At 32.8% G+C, this 19,163-nt stretch carries 21 protein-coding genes; 4 read left to right on the top strand and 17 right to left on the bottom strand.

Translation table 11 applies throughout. The annotated features are described in order from the left end of the window. Positions 1–417: 417 nt before the first annotated feature. Positions 418–615, bottom strand: a complete 198-nt coding sequence (locus HCH28_RS18150; protein ID WP_221682502.1) for a hypothetical protein — start codon at positions 613–615, stop codon at positions 418–420. Between the two features lie 163 nt (positions 616–778). Beyond that, positions 779–1,336, bottom strand: coding sequence for a hypothetical protein (locus HCH28_RS18155; protein WP_221682503.1), 558 nt, complete (start codon positions 1,334–1,336; stop codon positions 779–781). A 406-nt stretch (positions 1,337–1,742) separates the two neighbouring features. Here HCH28_RS18155 and HCH28_RS18160 point away from each other — a divergent pair, with 406 nt between their 5' ends. Next, complete coding sequence (locus HCH28_RS18160) at positions 1,743–2,414, top strand: hypothetical protein (protein ID WP_221682504.1); 672 nt, start codon at positions 1,743–1,745, stop codon at positions 2,412–2,414. Positions 2,415–2,469: 55 nt separating this feature from the next. Here HCH28_RS18160 and HCH28_RS18165 read toward each other — a convergent pair whose 3' ends face one another. From HCH28_RS18165 to HCH28_RS18175, 3 genes are all read right to left on the bottom strand, one after another. Beyond that, complete coding sequence (locus HCH28_RS18165; protein WP_221682505.1) at positions 2,470–2,883, bottom strand: hypothetical protein; 414 nt, start codon at positions 2,881–2,883, stop codon at positions 2,470–2,472. After that, a complete protein-coding gene (locus HCH28_RS18170) occupies positions 2,880–3,635 on the bottom strand; it encodes a hypothetical protein (RefSeq protein WP_221682506.1) in 756 nt (251 codons plus the stop codon). Before HCH28_RS18170 ends, HCH28_RS18165 begins: the two co-directional genes overlap by 4 nt. Positions 3,636–3,849: 214 nt before the next feature. Next, positions 3,850–4,179, bottom strand: coding sequence for a helix-turn-helix domain-containing protein (locus HCH28_RS18175; RefSeq protein WP_221682507.1), 330 nt, complete (start codon positions 4,177–4,179; stop codon positions 3,850–3,852). A 206-nt stretch (positions 4,180–4,385) separates the two neighbouring features. Between HCH28_RS18175 and HCH28_RS18180 the strand changes: the two genes are divergently transcribed. Continuing rightward, positions 4,386–6,158, top strand: coding sequence for a DUF4365 domain-containing protein (locus HCH28_RS18180; protein WP_221682508.1), 1,773 nt, complete (start codon positions 4,386–4,388; stop codon positions 6,156–6,158). Positions 6,159–6,277: 119 nt separating this feature from the next. On the opposite strand, the gene HCH28_RS18185 is transcribed toward HCH28_RS18180, so the two are convergent. Beyond that, positions 6,278–6,940, bottom strand: a complete 663-nt coding sequence (locus HCH28_RS18185; protein WP_221682509.1) for a hypothetical protein — start codon at positions 6,938–6,940, stop codon at positions 6,278–6,280. A gap of 204 nt (positions 6,941–7,144) precedes the next feature. On the opposite strand from HCH28_RS18185, the gene HCH28_RS18190 reads away from it, so the two are divergent. Together HCH28_RS18190 and HCH28_RS18195 are read left to right on the top strand one after the other, a co-directional pair. Then, positions 7,145–8,044, top strand: a complete 900-nt coding sequence (locus HCH28_RS18190) for an ATP-dependent DNA ligase (RefSeq protein ID WP_255601680.1) — start codon at positions 7,145–7,147, stop codon at positions 8,042–8,044. Between the two features lie 591 nt (positions 8,045–8,635). Continuing rightward, positions 8,636–9,475, top strand: coding sequence for a hypothetical protein (locus HCH28_RS18195; RefSeq protein WP_221682510.1), 840 nt, complete (start codon positions 8,636–8,638; stop codon positions 9,473–9,475). A 160-nt stretch (positions 9,476–9,635) separates the two neighbouring features. On the opposite strand, the gene HCH28_RS18200 is transcribed toward HCH28_RS18195, so the two are convergent. The 11 genes from HCH28_RS18200 to HCH28_RS18250 all read right to left on the bottom strand — a co-directional run bounded on the left by HCH28_RS18200 (position 9,636) and on the right by HCH28_RS18250 (position 19,161). Next, positions 9,636–10,001: a hypothetical protein gene (locus HCH28_RS18200; RefSeq protein WP_221682511.1), complete on the bottom strand. Its 366-nt coding sequence runs from the start codon at positions 9,999–10,001 to the stop codon at positions 9,636–9,638. A 79-nt stretch (positions 10,002–10,080) separates the two neighbouring features. Further along, a complete protein-coding gene (locus HCH28_RS18205; RefSeq protein WP_221682512.1) occupies positions 10,081–10,935 on the bottom strand; it encodes a helix-turn-helix domain-containing protein in 855 nt (284 codons plus the stop codon). Positions 10,936–11,021: 86 nt separating this feature from the next. Further along, the gene (locus HCH28_RS18210; protein WP_221682513.1) at positions 11,022–11,195 is read right to left on the bottom strand and encodes a hypothetical protein; all 174 of its coding nucleotides are present in this window, start codon (positions 11,193–11,195) and stop codon (positions 11,022–11,024) included. Between the two features lie 24 nt (positions 11,196–11,219). Then, on the bottom strand, positions 11,220–11,807 hold the full coding sequence (locus HCH28_RS18215; RefSeq protein ID WP_221682514.1) for a hypothetical protein: 588 nt from the start codon (positions 11,805–11,807) through the stop codon (positions 11,220–11,222). Positions 11,808–11,820: 13 nt separating this feature from the next. After that, the gene (locus HCH28_RS18220) at positions 11,821–12,807 is read right to left on the bottom strand and encodes a hypothetical protein (protein WP_221682515.1); all 987 of its coding nucleotides are present in this window, start codon (positions 12,805–12,807) and stop codon (positions 11,821–11,823) included. After that, on the bottom strand, positions 12,804–13,361 hold the full coding sequence (locus tag HCH28_RS18225; protein WP_221682516.1) for a hypothetical protein: 558 nt from the start codon (positions 13,359–13,361) through the stop codon (positions 12,804–12,806). Before HCH28_RS18225 ends, HCH28_RS18220 begins: the two co-directional genes overlap by 4 nt. Positions 13,362–13,380: 19 nt before the next feature. Beyond that, complete coding sequence (locus HCH28_RS18230; RefSeq protein ID WP_221682517.1) at positions 13,381–13,755, bottom strand: hypothetical protein; 375 nt, start codon at positions 13,753–13,755, stop codon at positions 13,381–13,383. 63 nt (positions 13,756–13,818) lie between these two features. Further along, positions 13,819–14,292, bottom strand: a complete 474-nt coding sequence (locus HCH28_RS18235) for an ABC transporter permease (RefSeq protein ID WP_221682518.1) — start codon at positions 14,290–14,292, stop codon at positions 13,819–13,821. Between the two features lie 61 nt (positions 14,293–14,353). Continuing rightward, positions 14,354–16,417 (bottom strand): hypothetical protein, encoded by a 2,064-nt coding sequence (locus tag HCH28_RS18240; RefSeq protein WP_221682519.1) that lies wholly within the window; start codon positions 16,415–16,417, stop codon positions 14,354–14,356. Next, positions 16,418–18,358, bottom strand: a complete 1,941-nt coding sequence (locus HCH28_RS18245; RefSeq protein WP_221682520.1) for an ATPase, T2SS/T4P/T4SS family — start codon at positions 18,356–18,358, stop codon at positions 16,418–16,420. Further along, complete coding sequence (locus HCH28_RS18250; RefSeq protein WP_221682521.1) at positions 18,355–19,161, bottom strand: hypothetical protein; 807 nt, start codon at positions 19,159–19,161, stop codon at positions 18,355–18,357. Before HCH28_RS18250 ends, HCH28_RS18245 begins: the two co-directional genes overlap by 4 nt. Positions 19,162–19,163: the final 2 nt, after the last annotated feature.

A 19,163-nucleotide genomic window follows, 5' to 3' on the forward strand; every position in this document is an offset into this window, starting at 1 on the left:
TCTAATTTTACCATTTTTAGAGGATGTATCAAATTTCCGAAGGACAATATAGCAAGCGTTTATGTTTTAGCTGCCAATATTACTTCTTGCAATAAGACAATATTGCGTTTTGGATACGATGTAGTTAAATGGATCTCCAAACTTGTTTCTTGTACCCGTTGCTGTTTATTGAGCATCTTTAGATTCCTCCTCTCTGAAATGGATTTTAATAAAAAGAAAGAACCCGCTTCAAAACACCATTAATTAGCCATAACAAAGTAGTTATGACGAATAGTGATTTTTGAAGCGGGTTCTTCCCGACTTATTAATTTCGATAGTCATATTTTAGCAAACCCATTTTATTTCTTCAAGAGAAATATTCATGTGTATCCTAAAAAAACCCCCACTCCATATAGATTAGTTGAAGCGGGGGATAGATTATACATTTAACTTGCCCTTTTGATCAGAAGCAAGATGTTTTAGATACAATTTGAGTGTATCTTTTGGGTATCTCAAAAAACCTGGAGCAAGAGCCTTTGTTACTGTACAAAAGACTAAAAAACGTACAAATACATTTCTATTTCGTGTGTTATTTACTAATCTACGTAGCTCATCCACATTAGCGTTCAATTTCACTTTTCTCCCTCCTACTCAGTATATACTTGCAGTTAGTATAGCATATTCTGAGCGGTAATATTAATTTCATTCAGCCATTTACAGCAACAAAAAATTGACTTTGTATTTATAAATGGCTAGAATGAAATTACCTTGCTCGGCCTAATACGTTAGATAAACCAGTTTACTGTGTTTCATCTTCTGTATTGGTCGGCTTTTTTATTTCTTCTCTCTCTGTAGTTGATGACTGAAGTGATTTAAGACTTTCATACAACCCAAATACTGTGTTGTAGCCTGAAAATACCTTCGATGCATCATTAGCCGCTTCATCAGTATTATTCACCACATCACTCATCACTTTTGTGAATGCCTTGTACATTTTGAATGAAGGCATTAGCAATACGTAGTTCCAGTTAATACTAGCAACCCCGCCATCCATAATAGCCAAGATAACCTTTAAAGTAGATATAAAGGAAATGGATAGAATGATCAAAATCATCAACATACGTGACAATTTGAAGATAAGCCTAACTATCCTTTGCTTGGACCAAAAGGTAGATGGTAATTGAGGATTAGAATGATCATCTTCCGTAGCAGCTACGACCTCTAAAACTCTCTTATCCATGAATTTGAAGTATTCCTCCAACACACCTTCTAATGCACCTATAATCACAATTGACCCTATTACATATAGAGCTGGCATCATGGATAGTATAAAATCAAAAATTGCTATAGATAACACGCCCCTTTCCCATTTCAGCTTCTAGCTGAATTCATTCTAATTTTTAGAGAATTTCTCTATATAACAGCCCTCCTTTCTTTACTTGAGAACGACAAAAAACACTTTCTCAAATAAAGTTCAGACGAATCCCTAAAGAATCGTTAGAACACCCATTAAGAAAGTGTTTAAAAAATTGTTCTACCGTGTGGCGGAACAGAAAAGTCGTTTAATCAAGTATAGAACCAATTTACCATCACAAACATTTTATGTCAATCTAGTTTTATATTGCTAATGTAGTAAGAGGTTAGTTGGAAATATATTGGACTACTGATATTATTTACTTATATAATTACTGGTCAGCAATGTTAAATGGACTAGAGTAGAATCAGTTATATAGCCAAATTAATGATATAAGGGAGGTATTACTGTGAAATCAAATCAGTTAAATTGCCGGGAAGAACACAGGCGCGAGGAAATTGTTGAAAAGTACAATATAAAACTAATCGCGCATACAAAGTTGTTAAAGGGGCAAGACAAAATCAGTTGCGCTGGTGCAAAGTGCACGAATAAATATTACACTTTCCAGTACGAAAACAAAAAAGACAAATATGATAATGGGTCCTTTTTTTGTGGGGCTGAAGCTGCCAAGAGTTTTATACGTCTAGCTAACCTTGAACCTATTAAAATATTTAATCCTCTTTCGGGAGAAAATACAAGGGAGCTTGATGATGAGACTCCACATAATGAAAATTCAACTGAAGGCACAGACAATTCAGCGAAAGATGATGATTATAAGAACAAGTGGAACCCCACCGCTAAACAATTACATACTGCAATTAATCTTATTATCGTTTGTTGGGATATTCCGATTTACGGTAAGTTAGCTCGCTATAAAGCTGATGTAATGAAGTATAAGTATAGGGAACCTTTCTTCGAACGTATCGAATTTGTAAATGATGTAATAGCAAAAGATAAAAAGAATCGTACACTCACACAAATGGTTGATGATCTTCGAACAGATAATCCAACACTAAAACACTTCAACTTTGACCTTCTTGAAGAAAAACTAACTGTTAAAGGTATTAAGTCAAATTTCTAATTTAATTATCTTTAAAAAAGAACTCCGCTTCTAAAAACGGAGTTCTTTCAAGGTATTAAACTAATTGAAATTGAAGTTTTCCAATACCGTTATTTAATTCGTTTATCATCTTCCCTTGAATAATCATTTTATAGAAATTTTCATCTATTTCACAGGCTATAAGTGCCTTTCTAGCTGGAACTTGTTTATTTTCAAATTGATTGATGATGAAATCGAATCGATAACCACAATATTTAGCATATTTATTAATCAAATTAAATGTTTTTATCGCGTTGTCTTCAGCTGTGGCACCATAGAAATTCGGGACTCCTTTAATACCTAATGCGTACCTTTTCTCCCCTTGAACAATTACTATTTCAACAATAACTCTCTCACTCAAAATACGCTTGTATGCTTCTATGTAAATTTTCTTAACAAGAGTTCTTTTGATCTCACTTATTTTTTGTGTTAAATCTGGATAAAGGTTCATTCTTTAGCTCCTCCATTTTCAATAAACTTTACAACTAATTCTTCCATTTCATCGTAATAATCTGATTTACGCTTAATTTCCTCAATATGATTTTTAAGAAGAAATTTGAGAATATCAATATTTCCTGGAGTGGTCATAGCATTACTATAATTTAATCTAATTATTTCGAGATGCTTATACATTTCATCATCTAGTTTTACTATGAATTTAGATGGATTAGACCGAATGTATTCTTCATTCAGCTCAACAGATGTCTCAAAAATTAATTTTGTAATAACTGAATGAAAATAGAGTTCTACATAATCATCCAAATGCTCGAAATTTTCCCCTAGTGATTCTGAACTGTATACCTCCTGAATTTTATCCCCTAAGTAATCTTTTATTTCTGATGCTAGTTTTCCTTGCATTAAAAGTTCTTTAATTTGCTCCTTATTTTTCGAAACTTCATTTTCTAATGTAGTTAATTCAAAATCGGAAAATACATAATCGAGTATATCTTCATCTAGGGTACTAAGAATTTTAATTCTTTTTAAGGCTTCTCTGTACATTAAAATAGCCCTTAAAACTTTTCCATCCTCGGATTCTTCGATTTCTTTTACTAGGGCCAAATTAGCTGATAAATCATTTGAGTATTTCTTTCTAAACTCAAATTCTAAGAATAAACTATTACTTCCTTCTATTCGTGAGTAAATTGCCCAACATTCGGCCTTTTCTTTCATACTCAGGTTTTCTAAGAAACTATAATCTTTCATATTACCCTCCTTATTAAGTAACCTGTTTTTTCTAAAATCAACCTTTAGGTTACAAGAAACATTTACTGTATTTACAATTTATCCTAACATTTTATAAAAGTCAATAATAAAAATAAAAAAGTAACCAAAGTTTCCACGAAGGTATACTTTGGTTACTTTAATCACAGTTTATTTAAAATTGTCTATTGAACATTCCTATCTCTATCTAGTACTCTCACCTGTTCTTTAACCCTACGTAATCATCAATTGCGAATAGTAAAGAATCGAGCTCTCTCTTGGACCTAGGATTAGTTATTGCCCCTCTTATCTTTACGGTTGTTTTTTCATCATTAACAACTTCAGGCTGCAAAAGTTCTTTAGTAGTTACATTCATTATCTTTGCTAATTCTTCTATTCTTTCTGGTTTTAAAGTCCGCTCACCTTTCAAGATTAATCCCACAAGTGATTTACTAATGTTCATTTGATCTGCAAGCCATTTATATGACTTATCTTCCGCTTCTAGCCATTTCCTAACTTTTTTAATTATCACTTCATTTGTTTTCATTTTATTTCCTCCATCCACTACCTTGATTATTGGATAGCAACCACAACGATTTAGATATTTAATATTGGTTATATTTCAATTCTAACACCATTTCAGTTCATTATTTCATTAAGTTATATGAAAACTTAAAAATATACATTCATAGATAAACATGGAACTAAATAGTACAATAAGCATATAACATTTCATAAATGGATGGTGAAAAAATGGCCACATTCTCCAATATGCAAGTTGAAACATTTGCAGTTACTGCAGTTATAAGAGAAGCAACTCTTAATACACTAATACCTGATATACCTACTGGAGACAAAGGAATATCTTTTGATGGTCATATCGACGTCATGCAAGATACATCTGAAAAAAGAAACGCTCTTATAGGCAAAGTCCCCGTTCAGGTAAAAGGAACAAGCGTTAAACATTTTTCTGGTCCAAAAAGAAGTTATTCCCTTGAACTGGACCATTATAGAAATTTTTATAAAACTAATGGAGCGGTTTTGTTTGTGGTTGAAGTAGATGACTTGGCGAACACCAAAATTTTCTACAAACAATTATTACCCGTAGAATTGAAGAACCTTATTAATCATTATGGCCATCAGCAAAAAAGACAAATTACGCTACGTGCTTTAGATTGTACTAACATTCGTTCTGTATGCAGTGGTTTCATAAAGGAATCCCGTAAACAACCGATTAATATAGTTGAACATAATCCATTTAAAAAACAAGATTTCTCTTCTTTTCGGATGACTAGTCTTACTTATAATCCAGCAAAAGATAAGGACATAGAAGAACATGATTTTACTCTTTATGGTCTTATGGGAGAATTACAAATTCCAATTGGGCAAATTAAACTGATTGGGGAAATATCTGAACAATTAGAAACAATAATGATTGAAGGAACAGAGTATAAAGATGTTTTAGTAGAAATTGAAATTAATAAGAGTACTAATAATGTTATTTTCACATTCGAAAATTCTTTAGAAATAAAGGTGACGGACGATCATAAATTTAAATTTGACATCAAAAAATTTATCTCAGTAGATACACAACTAAAAATATTACCTATACTCATAGCTTTATTATCAGGAAAGGAAATAATATTTAAAGATGCTGGACATGTCTTTAATGGTGCACGTATAAACGATCCAGCCATACTTACTAAAGTTAAAAACCTCTATCAAGATTTTTCAAATCTAAAAGAAGCATTCGATATTTTAAGGGTAGATACTTACACTTTATTTAAAGAAGAGCCTCCTACCCTACAGCATAAAATTAGATTGTTAGTAGATGCTGTAGTAAATAATCAATTTAAAAACAATGATGTAGCTCAGCGATTTTATACATTCGAATTAGGTGGCTTGATTTTCTTATTATATAAACAAAATAAGCCCCAACCTCACTTTATCAACGCTTTTTCGGAAGAGGTAATAAATCAAGAAACGATACTGGAAATTAGAGATCATAAAGATCAGAAGCTAATAAAAAAATGCCCCACTTCAATATATGCTACTATGAAACCTAACGAGATGATAAATATTATTAATATTGATTTTGAGATAATATTTAAAAGCTTTGAAAAGCTTAATCCCATCATGGAAGCATTTCAATATATCAATGACTTTTGTTTAAGCTGCATTAAAGCATATGATGAAAGCAAAAAGATAGAGTTTTTAGATCTGGCTAACCGTATATATTCACTCCATATTGGAGGATTAGCCGAAAATGAAGAACAAATTATTCGCGTTAATTTAATGCAAGTCCTAAAAAGAATGAATGGTTCCTTATCCATTGAACAAGCTAGAGAACTGATGCAAATGAAAAAAAATACAGATAATCATCAATTACTCTTTTGTACAAACGTTTTGCTCGGAAGTACTTTTGAAGCACAAGAATCATTTGAAAACCTTTCAGATGACGTTAAAGAGGCTTACAAGGAATTTCCAATATATCAACTTTATAAAGAACTACTGCCAATAGAATAAAGTATATCAACCTATATACACTGCTTCAGCTAGATAAACTAAACGACTGCTGAAGCGGAAAATTAGTTTAAAGACAAAACAAAAGAAGCTAGATAATATTTTATCTAGCTTCTTGGATTTTACTCTCTACATTCATATTGTGCTTCTTGTTTTGCTTCTAAATGAGCTTGGTAATGCATTGCTAAAGAACTTAGATTATCGAAAATCTCTTTAAAGACTGCTAAGAAGTTTTCTAAATCCACTACAACGTTATCAAATGTATTTATATAGAACTGCGGTTCTAAGTTATTATTTAAAGTATATCGACAAAAAGTAATATCATGAATGATTCTATCTTTCCCATTTCCATTTCTTACAGTTCTCTCGATATTCCCATACAACTCATCTATATATGCCTCCAATTTACTTAACATATCCATAAACCTGCTTTTATCACTTGGATGACCTAATTTACTCTCCAACTCCACAACTTTATCGAATAACCCTTTTAAATTGTGATTCCCAGGGAAAGTATCATTAATTCCTAGCAATAAATTTTGTGTCCAACAAATTGCCTTTAAATAGACTTCGATGCTGTGATTAGCATTAAACAAAACTGGGAATATTATGTTATCAGCTCTATTAGTAGTATTGTCTTTTAATAATTCTTTTACCAGAAGTAATGCGGAATCCCTAAATCCATCTGCTATCACAAGCATATTTTGGATATGATCATGACGACTCGTTCTCCAATTTAAATACGCAGTTTTATCAACAACTCCCTGCGAAAATATTTCCTTCATTGGAACCTTCCTCCTTTACCTTTTATTTAATATTAGCACAGAAACGGATTAATTAAATCATTCTTCCTAAAAATTAAAAAAGGACTATGCCTTGTGTAATGCTGAAATATAGTTCACACCTAAAATCATAGTTAATTTGGCATAAATTACTGGTACATTCATTTAGTTTTTCATGCGATAATTGAATCTAAGGGGGAAAGTAAAATGCTATTTACTCCAATCAAACCTATGTTACTTGCTACTGGCAAGGAAGTTAAAGATGATTCGGACACAATTTTCGACATCAAATGGGATGGCTGGCGTACTATTATTCATAAAGAAGGCGATAGAGTTGAGGCTTTCACACGTGAGGGTAACAACATCACTTCAAAGTTTCCAGAGTTAATAGAAGTTGGTCAATCCATTAAGGAACATACAGCTATTATCGATGCTGAAGGTGTGGTATTAAGGAACGGCATTTCTGTTTTTGAGGACTTTGCCTTTCGGGGTAGCCTTTCCAATAAGGACAAGATAGAACAAGCTATTAAAACCCACCCAGCTACATTTATAGCTTTTGATATATTAGCTATAGATAACCCAGTAATGAAGTTTCCTTTATTTGAACGTAAAGAAATGTTATCTTCAATTATTAAACCTTCAAATAGTATGATTGTAACCCCATCTGTGGAAGGATATGGTACCCACGTATTCCAATTAACTAAGGATAAGAACATGGAAGGAATCGTAGGAAAACGACGTGATTCTGTATACAAAATTAATCACCGATCAAAAGATTGGTTAAAATATAAACATTTCAAAATAGCCGATACAGTTATTTTGGGCTTCAGTGAACAACCATTTTCCCTAGTTGTTGGTACCCGCTTGAACAATGGGAAGTATAAGAGACTTGCCAACATTGAATTTGGTTTCTCTAGAGAAGAAAAAATGGCCTTTCGGCAAATTGCAAAGCAACTAATAATTAAGAACGAACGCAATATTACTTGGATTGAACCAGTACTAAATTGTAAGGTGCAGTACCTGGAAAAAACCAAAACAGGATTACTTAGAATAGCCTCATTTAAGGGCTTTTGTTTGGAAGATAATACGGAGAAACAAACATCTTAAGAAAAACATATACAGAAACATTTTTTAGTTTTTATAGGTTATAATTTTTCTATAGTTGTAGGGTGGCTGCGACTCTAATTTATGTCATGTTTTAAGCGCCAACTTAAAGCATGATTTTTTTATTATCTATAGACATTTTATGATACCTCTTGGCCCGTTAATAAGGGTATTAATGATAACACTCGAATTGTACCATGAACTAAGTTGGCGCTTAGACCGTTTTAGATAACAAAATATCTCCAAACCTTGTTTCGATTAATTTGAATTAAACAGAAATATTGGAATTAGGTGCTAATTAAAATGCAGCCTTTTATCATTGCAACAACTAGTCAAAAAATTTGCTTGACGTTATTATTGTTTTGAAATATTCTGACATTAAGGCAGACAAGAAAAAATCGCACGTGTAATCATTTGTCAGCTTAAATACATTTCTTACGATTTGTTAGACCGAGACACATGTCTCGGTCTTTTTACGGTTTAAGAAAAATATATGACAAACAAACTTGTTTGCTTTAAAGTATGTATTTTCCTCTCTGTAACTGATATGGTAATAATTATGATAAATAACTTATTGAAATGGAGAACAACGCTATGTCTGATAATTCAAATCAAGTTTATGTAAAAATTTTTCTTTTCAAAGAAAAAAAAGATGAATTTGTTCAACTTTATAACACTATGCAATACACATACAATCGAACAATGGAGTTGGTTTATAGTAATATAGACGATCGATATTATGATTATAAGCATGAAGAGTATGAGAAGCTTATGGCAAAAAGCCATGGAATGGACCTAGCTGATATTGATTATTCAGAGTATGAAAGTGAGGCTGCTTTCCGTATTGAACGTGATTATCTGATGAAATATCAATTTCACTTTTCATCTCTTGTAAACTTATATCAAGTGTTTGAACAGCAAATACGAAAGCTATTATATAGCGAGTTAAATCATAGATTAAGTTTGGTTAGAACTAAAGACAAAATGCCTTCTTTTGCCACAACATTTGGGGGAATAAAAGATGTTTTAAAAGCCCTTAATTATCAAACTGGGGTTGTTAAATCATGGCCACTCATAGATGAATTAAACAAGATAGCAAATGTATATAAACATGGGGATGGTAATTCAGCAAAACGTCTATATCGCTCTAACAAGGAGTTATTTGTAGATCTAACGAATGCACTCTTTTATTTTCAAACTCCGAAAAACAAAATAGAAGAAGAAGAATACTTTAATTCTCTTAATCCTGAAGAGCAACAAGAATTCAAAGAAAGAAAGGAAATTTTACTAATAAAAGAAGAGTTAACAACAAATTCAGAAATCGTCTTGCGTGAGGATTTAACAGAGTATAGCAAGTATGTCAAAGCTATAATTGACTTTTGGTCCGAATTCCCAGAATGTTATTCAACAATTGTAAGAATATCAAACCAATAAAAAAGATTTATATCGATCTTAAACTTCTATAGCTGAAGGATTCACCTGAACTGAACAGACCGAGACATATGGTCTCTCGGTCTGTTTAATAAGGTTAAAAGTAAAATTAAGTTGGCCCTGTGTAATGATAATAAAGTTATTTCATTTACAATATAGTTATTTAAAAACTATAATTGGCTATTGCTTCATTAATAGATTTACAGTCTCGTTCACACCAATTTTCATCTAAATATCTGGGTATGACCTCTCCAAGATCCCATGCGGCTAAGTCGAATTTTTGATTAGTTCTTTCATTCCTAAAACAAAATGCATAGAAAATCGGAATTTCAAATAGCATCCATCCTGTAATATCAAAGTTTTCTGTTTCAATATAAGAAACACAATTATGGAAACGTATTAAACTTTCATCCAAACATTTACCCTCTTCAAGTTCTCTAATGTTTAAATTGTAGTTTTGGACAAATTCCTTAATGTAAATATTTAAAGTGTTATTTAATAATTCATTTGCTATTTTAATTTTTTTCAATCAAGCTTATCCTTTCTTTTAAACAACTTTATTTTTGGATTGAAACATATTAATAACTTAATATAAAGTGTTCAACTCTTTATTTGCACAGGCCCGAGTATTTTGTGTTAATTTTCTCAAGTTCTAAACCTAAATCCTTAAATACTTTAATGATTTCATCTGCCGCTTCATTTTTGGTATCAAAGACTTCTCCATATAAACGACTTAAATACTCAATAACCTCTATTGTCCCCTTTTTGTCCCTTAATTTAGTGCTTAAACGATAAGGAAACGGTTGCGGTTCATCATCACATGGAACCAACTCCTTATTTTTAGTGTAATGATCTACAAATCGCTTAAATTCTGTTTCTGCCACTAATAAGATTTTTCCTTCTTCTCCATATTTAACTGCATTTTGCCTAATTACTTTATGAACTAAATTGGAGTATTTTGATCTTTGATATTCATCATCACCAGGATAAATCGGGTACTTGTGAATTTCATCTACATATTTTTTTATTAATTCATCGACGTATCTAACAAAAATCGGATAGTAAATTTGATAAAAGACCTCTTTTATTTGTAAATCGTGTGCGTACCTATGCTCAATAGGATAAACCATGTATTCTTGAGAGCGATCCAGTACATGATCTATAGTAGCTGGATAATCACTTAAAAATTGACTATAGCCATAGAATTCTAATAGCTGCCTAATATAATCTCTCTTATCACCAAAATAAATCCATTCAATACTTCTCCCACTCAAAATAGATATTTTATATACAATTCTTTCTGGAGGCATTGCTAACGCCCTAATGTATGAATTTAGTGTACTCTTGGAAATTCCTATTTTTTCTGCCATAACGCCTATCGATAAACCTAAATCAGATCTTATTGTGTTAATTCTTAAAGCAACTAAATCTTTGTTACTCTTAATCATTTTCGATTGATTCATATTCTCCTCCAATAATTTTCTGATTCTGCTTTCATGGTAATTAAAAAGTAACCCCTGTATTTGAATGAGGTTACTCTTTTTCATTACTAAGTCATAATGTGTTTGATTGAAGAAACAACGGTTCCAAGCGCAAATAAGGTACCATTTAAAGACAATAGCATTACCTTTTTGTTATTAGCTTGGCTTTGTTTAACTAATTCTTGTTGTGCAAGATAAACAAAGCCTATTGATACGAACAAAGAAAGAATAGTTAAAAACACGAAAGTTTCCCCCTTCTGCATTCATTAAAGCCCATGAAAAGATCCATTTAATCTAGATATGTCTAGACACGTGCCATCCAATAGAAAAAGATTATGGCCATCTACTCTTTGATATGGAGCAGTATCACCTTTTTTGAATTTTTTTGTTTGACCATTTTTTAATACAGTTGAATCGTCATCAAATTCGAAAATACCCATAATATATTGAACATCTTCATCGCTGCTAATAAACTCTTTTTCATTAATACCAAAGACTGTTACATCATTTGAAATAAACTTTATTGATACAACCCTTAGTATTAAACCAGGTCTCAATTTTCTAAGTATAATGCCGTTTTTAGAACAGGACTTCACATTTGCTCCTTGCACGATAAGCTCCCCAAAAGTCATGGTATATTGATGTTCATCCATATTTCTAATATAGAGCCCATCTTGAATTTCAATGTAATCGCCGTTAACACTGTATATATCTTTAGTTTCTCCAATTTTTAGGTACTCACGTACTTTTTCATATTCCCCACTTTTTTTACGATAAATAGATGTTTGAAGGTGAAATGTAATTCTACCGATTGGCACTCTTGGTTGCTCACTTATCCGTTGTAAAACTCCCATAATTACTACCTCCCTAATTATTTAGACATGATAATTCGCTATATCCTTTTGCAGCTGCATCTTTTTTCGAAGAATAAATTTCTTTTGCAGTATAAGGATATCCACATGATTCAAACCAAAATCTCTTTTGGCCATTAACATCCCCAGCTAATATACGGTCGTTAAATTGAAGTCGGGTACCAACAAACGCATATTGCTGATAAAAGACATTCTCTAAAATAGAAGGATACCCTTGAAAGAAAGCCAGGATTGAAATATCATCAACAGTGTTATACCAGTCTTCCTTTGGAATATAAGGAAGCATAAACTTATATGTTACATCTAAGCTTTTTGTATAAACGTTATGTTCGTTTATATAATAGGCAAGATGTTCTTGTAATGTATTAACAATTGTTGTTCGTCGGACGTTATGAAAAGTCTCTTTATCTTCTAAAAATGAAATAGTTACCTCAGGATCATTAATCAACTCTTCACGTGTACCTTCAAACCACTCACCCAATTCAACATCATATACTTCTACTTCCTCATCTATAGTAAAGTTAATAATGTTTCCTTCATTATCTAGATACGAGAATGGAATTTTTGGCAACCATACACGATCTAAAACCTTATCTCCCCTATCATCCTTGTACTCTTTGTAAACATTTAGAAGTAACCCATCATAATCAACTATCCCGAAAACTGGAACGTATCTGGCTAACCTATTCATCGAGTAATCTAACTCAACTCCATATTGCAAAGATAATGATTTCATAAATGTCTCAAACGCTGGTTGTGGGTTAACTGGATTGATTTTATATGATTCATAACCATTCTCTAATTCAGTCTTCACATTTGTTCTCAAGATATTTATTGCATCATGCGTTGCGGTGGTCATACTTACTTCATGCTTATGGTTTTCTTGCATTGTTTGTTTAGCGTATTGATAGCGATACTCCGTAAATAAAAGAGGAAATGAATAAATGATAATGAACAAAATTATGTAATGAGCTAATTTCATTGTTTATCATTCCAATCTTGGTTTTGTACCATGCCTCCATAAGGGAAAGTTATTACAGGGCCATCTGTACCCGCTCCACCTGATAAAAAATCAAAAAGCATAGTCGATTTAAACTTAGTCTTGTTCTCTACATATACATTAAAGAAGTCACCGTTTTCTAACTTATACATTCGTTTGTCATATGGAACATTCGATTCAAATAGTGTTTTCTTGATTTGGTCCCAATAGATACCTGTGTATTGAACTTTATATTCACCAGTAAAGCTATTAGGATTTGCAGGATCACTATAGACTGGTGTATACTGCTTTTTCTCATGTTCTATTTCGATATTGAATAATACTTGGTTTCCTGTATGGAGTGAATTAACAAAATCCTCGTACATAGATGGTGTAATAAATCCCTTTAACCTAACATTATCAACAAATTTTGTTACTGCATTGGAGGTATTTATATAAGCAAGATCCTCCTCCTTCTTATAGTTTTGATACGTTGAAAAGTAAAACAAAACAACCATAAGAATGATAGCGAATATCTTAGCAACGGCATTTGGCATTAAAATCAACCTTTCTTCATTATTTTGAAGTATAAGTTATATAAGCAACTTTTCCTTTAGTGTCATATGTAATGGATTGAGAGTATTTAACATACTTTGAGATATGAAACAGCTTGTCCTTTACGTCTTTAGGCGTACTAAAAGTAATACCATTCACCTTTACTGTAATCCCATCAAGATTTAGCTTATATATTGAACTTATAACTTCTGCGCCAGTGAACAAAACCTCTTCAGGGATTTTTGTTTGCACAGAATAAACCGTATCAACTGTTCCAGGAGATATTTCAAACTCTTTTTGTATGTTAGTTATAGGACTCAATGCATAAGCCAAAACCATTGCAAATATTAAAGCAGATAGACCATAGTTTATGGCTGTAGTTACAGTACTGTTCATAAATAAGGCGGGGGCTTCCGTTGAAGCGGATTGGCCCCCTTCCTCCTTTCCATTTAAAATGGATTATTGTTTTTCTTGTACAAATTTAATTGCACGGATAACACCATTTGAGTCACGGTGTACAGATGCAGCAAACATACCTGATGGGTTGATGTACTCAGCGTGAGTAACATTTGTTGTTGTAGAAATGTCTGAAGCTGCTCCACCTTTTTCTACTTTGTCTGTTTCAAAACGTGAGTAATACCATTGACCAGTAGCATTTTTACCAGTTTGTACGTAAAGTGCAATTGTTTCGTCTTTAGCTTGAGACTCGAAGCGGCGTAGAGCTGTTAATACTTGAGAACCACTAACCACTGTATTGTCATAAACTAAGTATTTTTGATCCTGTAATTCTGTAGTGTTCGCTGTAAAATCTGTTGTTACTGATTTGGCCGAGTCTGCTGCAGGCGTAAATACCATAATGGCGATACTAACTAATACGATTGCTAGTATAATACCGGCAGCGAATTTGAGTGCGGTTGCTGTAGTTTCTGACATAGAAATAAAACCTCTCTTTTCATAGTTTTTTTATATGCTAGTGGCTATAAACCACGAGTAGCTAAGTAAACATATTTATCATATTTTTGGATTCATTTACCCCAATGTAAATAATTGGGAATATTAAGTAAATGAATGTTAGGCATACTAATGGTCCTAATCCTAAGAACTCCCCTATTTGGCTTTTCTTTTCGAGTGATCTCTTTTGATCTTCCCGGCGTTGCTCTAAGTAGAATTCACGTTCCATTTCAATGTCTGTGAAAGCTTCTTTAATGGATAACCGAATAATCGTCAATCTCAATCTCTCTACTATTTGCTGGAAAGGTTCAAATGTGTTATTCTCAGAAAGTTTAACAAGGGCCATTTCTTGACCACTATCAAACTCTTCAATCGCAATAGTGATCGACTTTTTAAATACTAATGAGAAGCGTTGCAGCCAGTTAAGAATAATAGAAACACTCATTCCTTCGAAATCACGTAATATAGAAATCAAAACAAGTAATTGATAGACTTCTCTTTCCATTAATTTCAGACGAGCATTACGTTTTACTTTTAGGACTTGAACTGGAATGAGATAGCTTGTGAAAGCTATGACGATAGCAATTAACACTTCCCACCATTGAAGGAATGAATTCGAAATTATTGTCCATTTACCAGTGATGCGTTTATAAGTGTTAGTTACTTCTAAATCTCTGGAATCTAAATTAAGTTGATCAGCAATTAGTTCTCTTAATTCCTCATCGGTAGGTAATTTCTTCATTTCCTTTAAATCTTCAATAACACTTTTATCAAATTCGTTCATTTCCGCTACACTTTGCAATTCCTTTTCAGTCAATTGCGATGTGAATATAGATTGTGTAGCGACTTGATTTAATACGGTGTTGGCTTCACGAACGTGAGCTAGTGTAAATGCAGATACCAGGACAATGAATACTGCTAGACAAGATAAAACCTGTTGTAAAGTTAACTCTTTAACTTCTAAGTTTTCATTGGCCTCCTTAATAAGTTGCTGGCGTTCATGATATTTCTTAGTAAATTCTTGTGGCGATAACGCCTTACAAAACTTTTCTAAAAGAGGGATCTTTTTAAATAACCATCTTTCCCATCTAATTCTTTTTGGCTTAAATTCCGTTGAATTATCATTGATTTCCCTCATTTTTCTAACGATTAAGTAACATGCAACACTAATGGCGTATACAGCTATTTCAGCTAGAAATCCAATTCGTGAACCGTAAAATGATTCAGTTGTTGGAAATTGAGAGATAGACCAATGTTTTGTTGGTAAGGCTAAGAAAATAGGAATTAATGCTAATGCACTGATACTACGAAGGGCATAGGACAATTTAGAGCGATATAATATCTCATCGTTTAGCTCTTTATTAATAGAGGTTACACCTCTAACAAACGAGCTTCCTTTTTCTTCATCAAAATTGTCGCCTCGATCTTTAACTAAAACTGCTAAACTAGCAAAAACACGTAAATAACGAGATGGTGCAACTTCTTCATAAGCAGCTAATTCCTTTTCTGAATGAAGTGCGTTCAGAATTTTATTAATACGCTCAGCGTGTACTTTCATTTCTGGTCCAGCGTACTGTATTGAATCAAATACTGCTTCATCAACCGATTTTGTTTGTTGATAATTAAAAGTTACTCTTATGATGAAATTTTTGAGTTGTTTCAACAATCGGTTTTCGACTCTATATACAAAGAAGTCTATTAAAATCCCAGAAAGCAATAATATTCCTAAAAGAATCCAGAATATCACTAACCAAGAAGGTCGGATAATGACTAAAAACAGACATCCAACACTAAATAGTGCAATTATGGAGAATATAATCTTCATGACTTCACGGCGAAGTGTATATTCGTCATAAACAGATAAAGTTTCTAGTTTTTTACGTACTTTTATAAGAACTGTTCGTAGAATCGGAATTCTTAAAATTACGTTGTATCCCTTTTGTGTATACTTATTTAATATCCGCGGGAATGGTAGACCTTTACCAGAACCAATAGTCTCTTGTCTTTTACGCTTTGCCCGAGAATACTTATAATATTGGTTGACTACATACAGGATAGTAATGATTAATGCAACCACTATGATGTATTGAGCAAGCATATTCATCATTTACTCCCCCCAATATTCTCGAATAAATGCATCAAACTGTTCTCGTTCTTCTAAAGAAAGCTCAAGTTTAATTTCTTTTATTCGTTCATCTGAAATGCGATTTACAGCTACATACTGGCCGTCCCGATACTCCAAGATTGTATTTTCAATAAATTGCTTAGTTTGTGTTCTTTGATGGAAGAAGTTAGCCATTAAGTTGATTAACAACTCTGTCTTCGATTCCTTATCTTTAGAGTTGTTTAATTCTTCAAAAGAAGATTTTTCATCTTGATAAGTAATTGGTACACATTCAGTAATTCTTTCAGCAAATCGTTCACCTGTTGCTTTGTCCTGCCTCATGTGAACATTAAACTCAAGGACGCTCACAACCTGTTGCTCAGCAATTTTTTCATCACTGAAGATATTCGTTTTTAACAAAGAATTACGTAAAGAAAACACTAAGTCTGCCAACGTTTTACCGTGGTGAGAAAACCATATACAGCGTGAACCAACTTGTCCTAATTGAACCATCCAAGCTGCTACTGGGTCAGTTGCAACTTCCCCCAAGATTGTCATATCACCATCAGTCTTCTTTGCTAAATCCAATGCGTCCTGACCACTATAAGTTTCCGTCTCTTGGAATGATAAGATATTGTGTTTTGGATACTGATTTCGTAAATTAAGCTCAAATTTTGTTTCTTGCACACGGATATTTAAGGTCTTGCTTAAAAAATCAAACAGTGCCATGATAAGTGTCGTTTTCCCACTACCTTGTTGTCCTGTTATCGCTAACGATCTGTTTGATTTAGCTAAAAATCCAAGCGTAGCAATGAGCAGTTCACTATTCTTTTGTTTAAATAGCTCACCAACAGTAATCTTCTTTGCATTGAATTTTTTCCTAATGAAGAATGCCCATGACTCGGTAAGTTTTGGACGCATTACTGTTACCCTCGAACCATCTGCCATTTCATTAATAATGGCTGGTCTTGTTTCTGATAGCTGTCCTGGATAACCATACTTATAAACATTATTTGTTACACGAATAAGCTCAGCTTCATGTTCAAATGAAAGGAATGATAAGTGTATTGTTTTACCTTTGTACATGATCCAAGCACTATTTAAGAATGTAAACTCGTCTTGATTCTGGTTCATAACATGCTCAGCAAATACCTCATCAATCTCAGTTCCATCTGCATTATCAAAATAGTAAGGGTCGTCAATATCCATAAGATTAGTTAATCGCTCTGGTAACCCTGAAACACCTCCTGATGTTCCATCGATATTCATGTCACGAATTTCATCAATTATTCCGAACCCTTTAAAATGCGAGTAGATTCTTTCTGATAACACATGCAATTTATCAGATAGTTTTAATGGATAATTTAGCACCACTTGATCATAAATTTTATCAATCTCTTCTGCTAAAACACGTAATCCACCATCTTCTTTAGGTTCATCTAATTTAAATGTTTCAATTAGCCATCCTAAGGCGTTATATTTCTTGGTTTTGAATGCTACATATAATGCTGTATCAAATTTATCGCGTGCCGTCATTTTTGAAGGAACATTAAAAGGAATTGCATAATTGATTGTTGTTTCATTAATTTTCTTGTCTTTTTTAAGCGAATCATAAATATAAGCACGTACTAGTTTTTTTGCTGCAAGATTACCAGTATTACAAGTTTTGAGTGCCTCTTTTAGTTCGTTTCTCCGTCTTTTCTTCCGGTTAAACGATTCTTCAGTCAGACCCTCTTCATAAAGATTACCTGTTGTATTAGCTATCATTACCTCACTTATGTAATCTTGTAGTGCAGCTACGGTATACTCTTCTTTATTGATGTCGCTTTTTTTTAACTCTAAGCTTTTACTTTCTTTCTTAGCTTGAGCTAGCTTCATTAGTATTAGAAAGAGTATTAATGAAAGGATTCCGATAATGATAAGAAGATTTAGTGAATAAGTCATTCATCTTCCTCCTCTAATTCTTCTAAATCAAGTTTTTTTAAGATGTACTTATTTACTTTTTCTAACGATTTAATAAGGTCTTGCATGTCGGAACCTTTACTTGAATGGACTACTCTGTAAAAAAGCTCTGTGAACTCAAATTTGTTTGCGGAATCTTTAAATTTGCTAGAGTAATTTATCGCAAACACTGGATGATTCTTACCATACTTACTTTTTATTTTTTGAATCCCTGGTTTGACATTCTGATCATACTGGCTTATTAAAACAATAAATTCTTTGTCCTTTAATTCTTCTGGGAATCCTTCGCCAGAAAAGAACTGATCTAATACAAAACGGTTTTGAGGCAAATTAACCATTACTAAATCTGCCTTTTTTAATAACCTTTTTGAAGTATTACTACGTGTTCCCGAATGTGCGTCAATCCATACGATGTCATAGGCACTTTCAGCAACCTTTAACAGTATTTCTAAAAGATGAGGCGTCTCTAATGATTGATTTTGAGTACCACCAAGTAAATCCAATCGATTTTTATAAACTGTTTCAGTATAATCCCTTACTGCATCTGGCTTTAGTAAACTACTTTGTGCAAGTCGTTCTAATGCCTCAATTCCACTGTCAAACCCTCTTGATTCCGTCATCTCTTTTTTGAATAATGATTCTAAGGAAGAATAGGTTAACTGTGTATGTGTAATTAATGATTGATGATTGTAACTTAACGCAAAGTGTGCAGCTAATGCAGCAACATTTGATGTAGTGGCTGCTTGCCCATGTACTGGTGACCAGCTTACTATTGTCTTGCCCATAT

The sequence above is a fragment of the Lysinibacillus sp. K60 genome (genome assembly GCF_019731275.1).
Taxonomy (GTDB): domain Bacteria; phylum Bacillota; class Bacilli; order Bacillales_A; family Planococcaceae; genus Lysinibacillus; species Lysinibacillus capsici.

Excerpts from the sequence above, each read along its gene's own strand:
- HCH28_RS18165 (WP_221682505.1), bottom strand. The coding sequence starts at position 2,883 with ATGAACCTTTATCCAGATTTAACACAAAAAATAAGTGAGATCAAAAGA.
- HCH28_RS18170 (WP_221682506.1), bottom strand. The coding sequence starts at position 3,635 with ATGAAAGATTATAGTTTCTTAGAAAACCTGAGTATGAAAGAAAAGGCC.
- HCH28_RS18175 (WP_221682507.1), bottom strand. The coding sequence starts at position 4,179 with ATGAAAACAAATGAAGTGATAATTAAAAAAGTTAGGAAATGGCTAGAA.
- HCH28_RS18180 (WP_221682508.1), top strand. The coding sequence starts at position 4,386 with ATGGCCACATTCTCCAATATGCAAGTTGAAACATTTGCAGTTACTGCA.
- HCH28_RS18185 (WP_221682509.1), bottom strand. The coding sequence starts at position 6,940 with ATGAAGGAAATATTTTCGCAGGGAGTTGTTGATAAAACTGCGTATTTA.
- HCH28_RS18190 (WP_255601680.1), top strand. The coding sequence starts at position 7,145 with ATGCTATTTACTCCAATCAAACCTATGTTACTTGCTACTGGCAAGGAA.
- HCH28_RS18195 (WP_221682510.1), top strand. The coding sequence starts at position 8,636 with ATGTCTGATAATTCAAATCAAGTTTATGTAAAAATTTTTCTTTTCAAA.
- HCH28_RS18205 (WP_221682512.1), bottom strand. The coding sequence starts at position 10,935 with ATGAATCAATCGAAAATGATTAAGAGTAACAAAGATTTAGTTGCTTTA.
- HCH28_RS18215 (WP_221682514.1), bottom strand. The coding sequence starts at position 11,807 with ATGGGAGTTTTACAACGGATAAGTGAGCAACCAAGAGTGCCAATCGGT.
- HCH28_RS18220 (WP_221682515.1), bottom strand. The coding sequence starts at position 12,807 with ATGAAATTAGCTCATTACATAATTTTGTTCATTATCATTTATTCATTT.
- HCH28_RS18225 (WP_221682516.1), bottom strand. The coding sequence starts at position 13,361 with ATGCCAAATGCCGTTGCTAAGATATTCGCTATCATTCTTATGGTTGTT.
- HCH28_RS18230 (WP_221682517.1), bottom strand. The coding sequence starts at position 13,755 with ATGAACAGTACTGTAACTACAGCCATAAACTATGGTCTATCTGCTTTA.
- HCH28_RS18235 (WP_221682518.1), bottom strand. The coding sequence starts at position 14,292 with ATGTCAGAAACTACAGCAACCGCACTCAAATTCGCTGCCGGTATTATA.
- HCH28_RS18240 (WP_221682519.1), bottom strand. The coding sequence starts at position 16,417 with ATGATGAATATGCTTGCTCAATACATCATAGTGGTTGCATTAATCATT.
- HCH28_RS18245 (WP_221682520.1), bottom strand. The coding sequence starts at position 18,358 with ATGACTTATTCACTAAATCTTCTTATCATTATCGGAATCCTTTCATTA.
- HCH28_RS18250 (WP_221682521.1), bottom strand. The coding sequence starts at position 19,161 with ATGGGCAAGACAATAGTAAGCTGGTCACCAGTACATGGGCAAGCAGCC.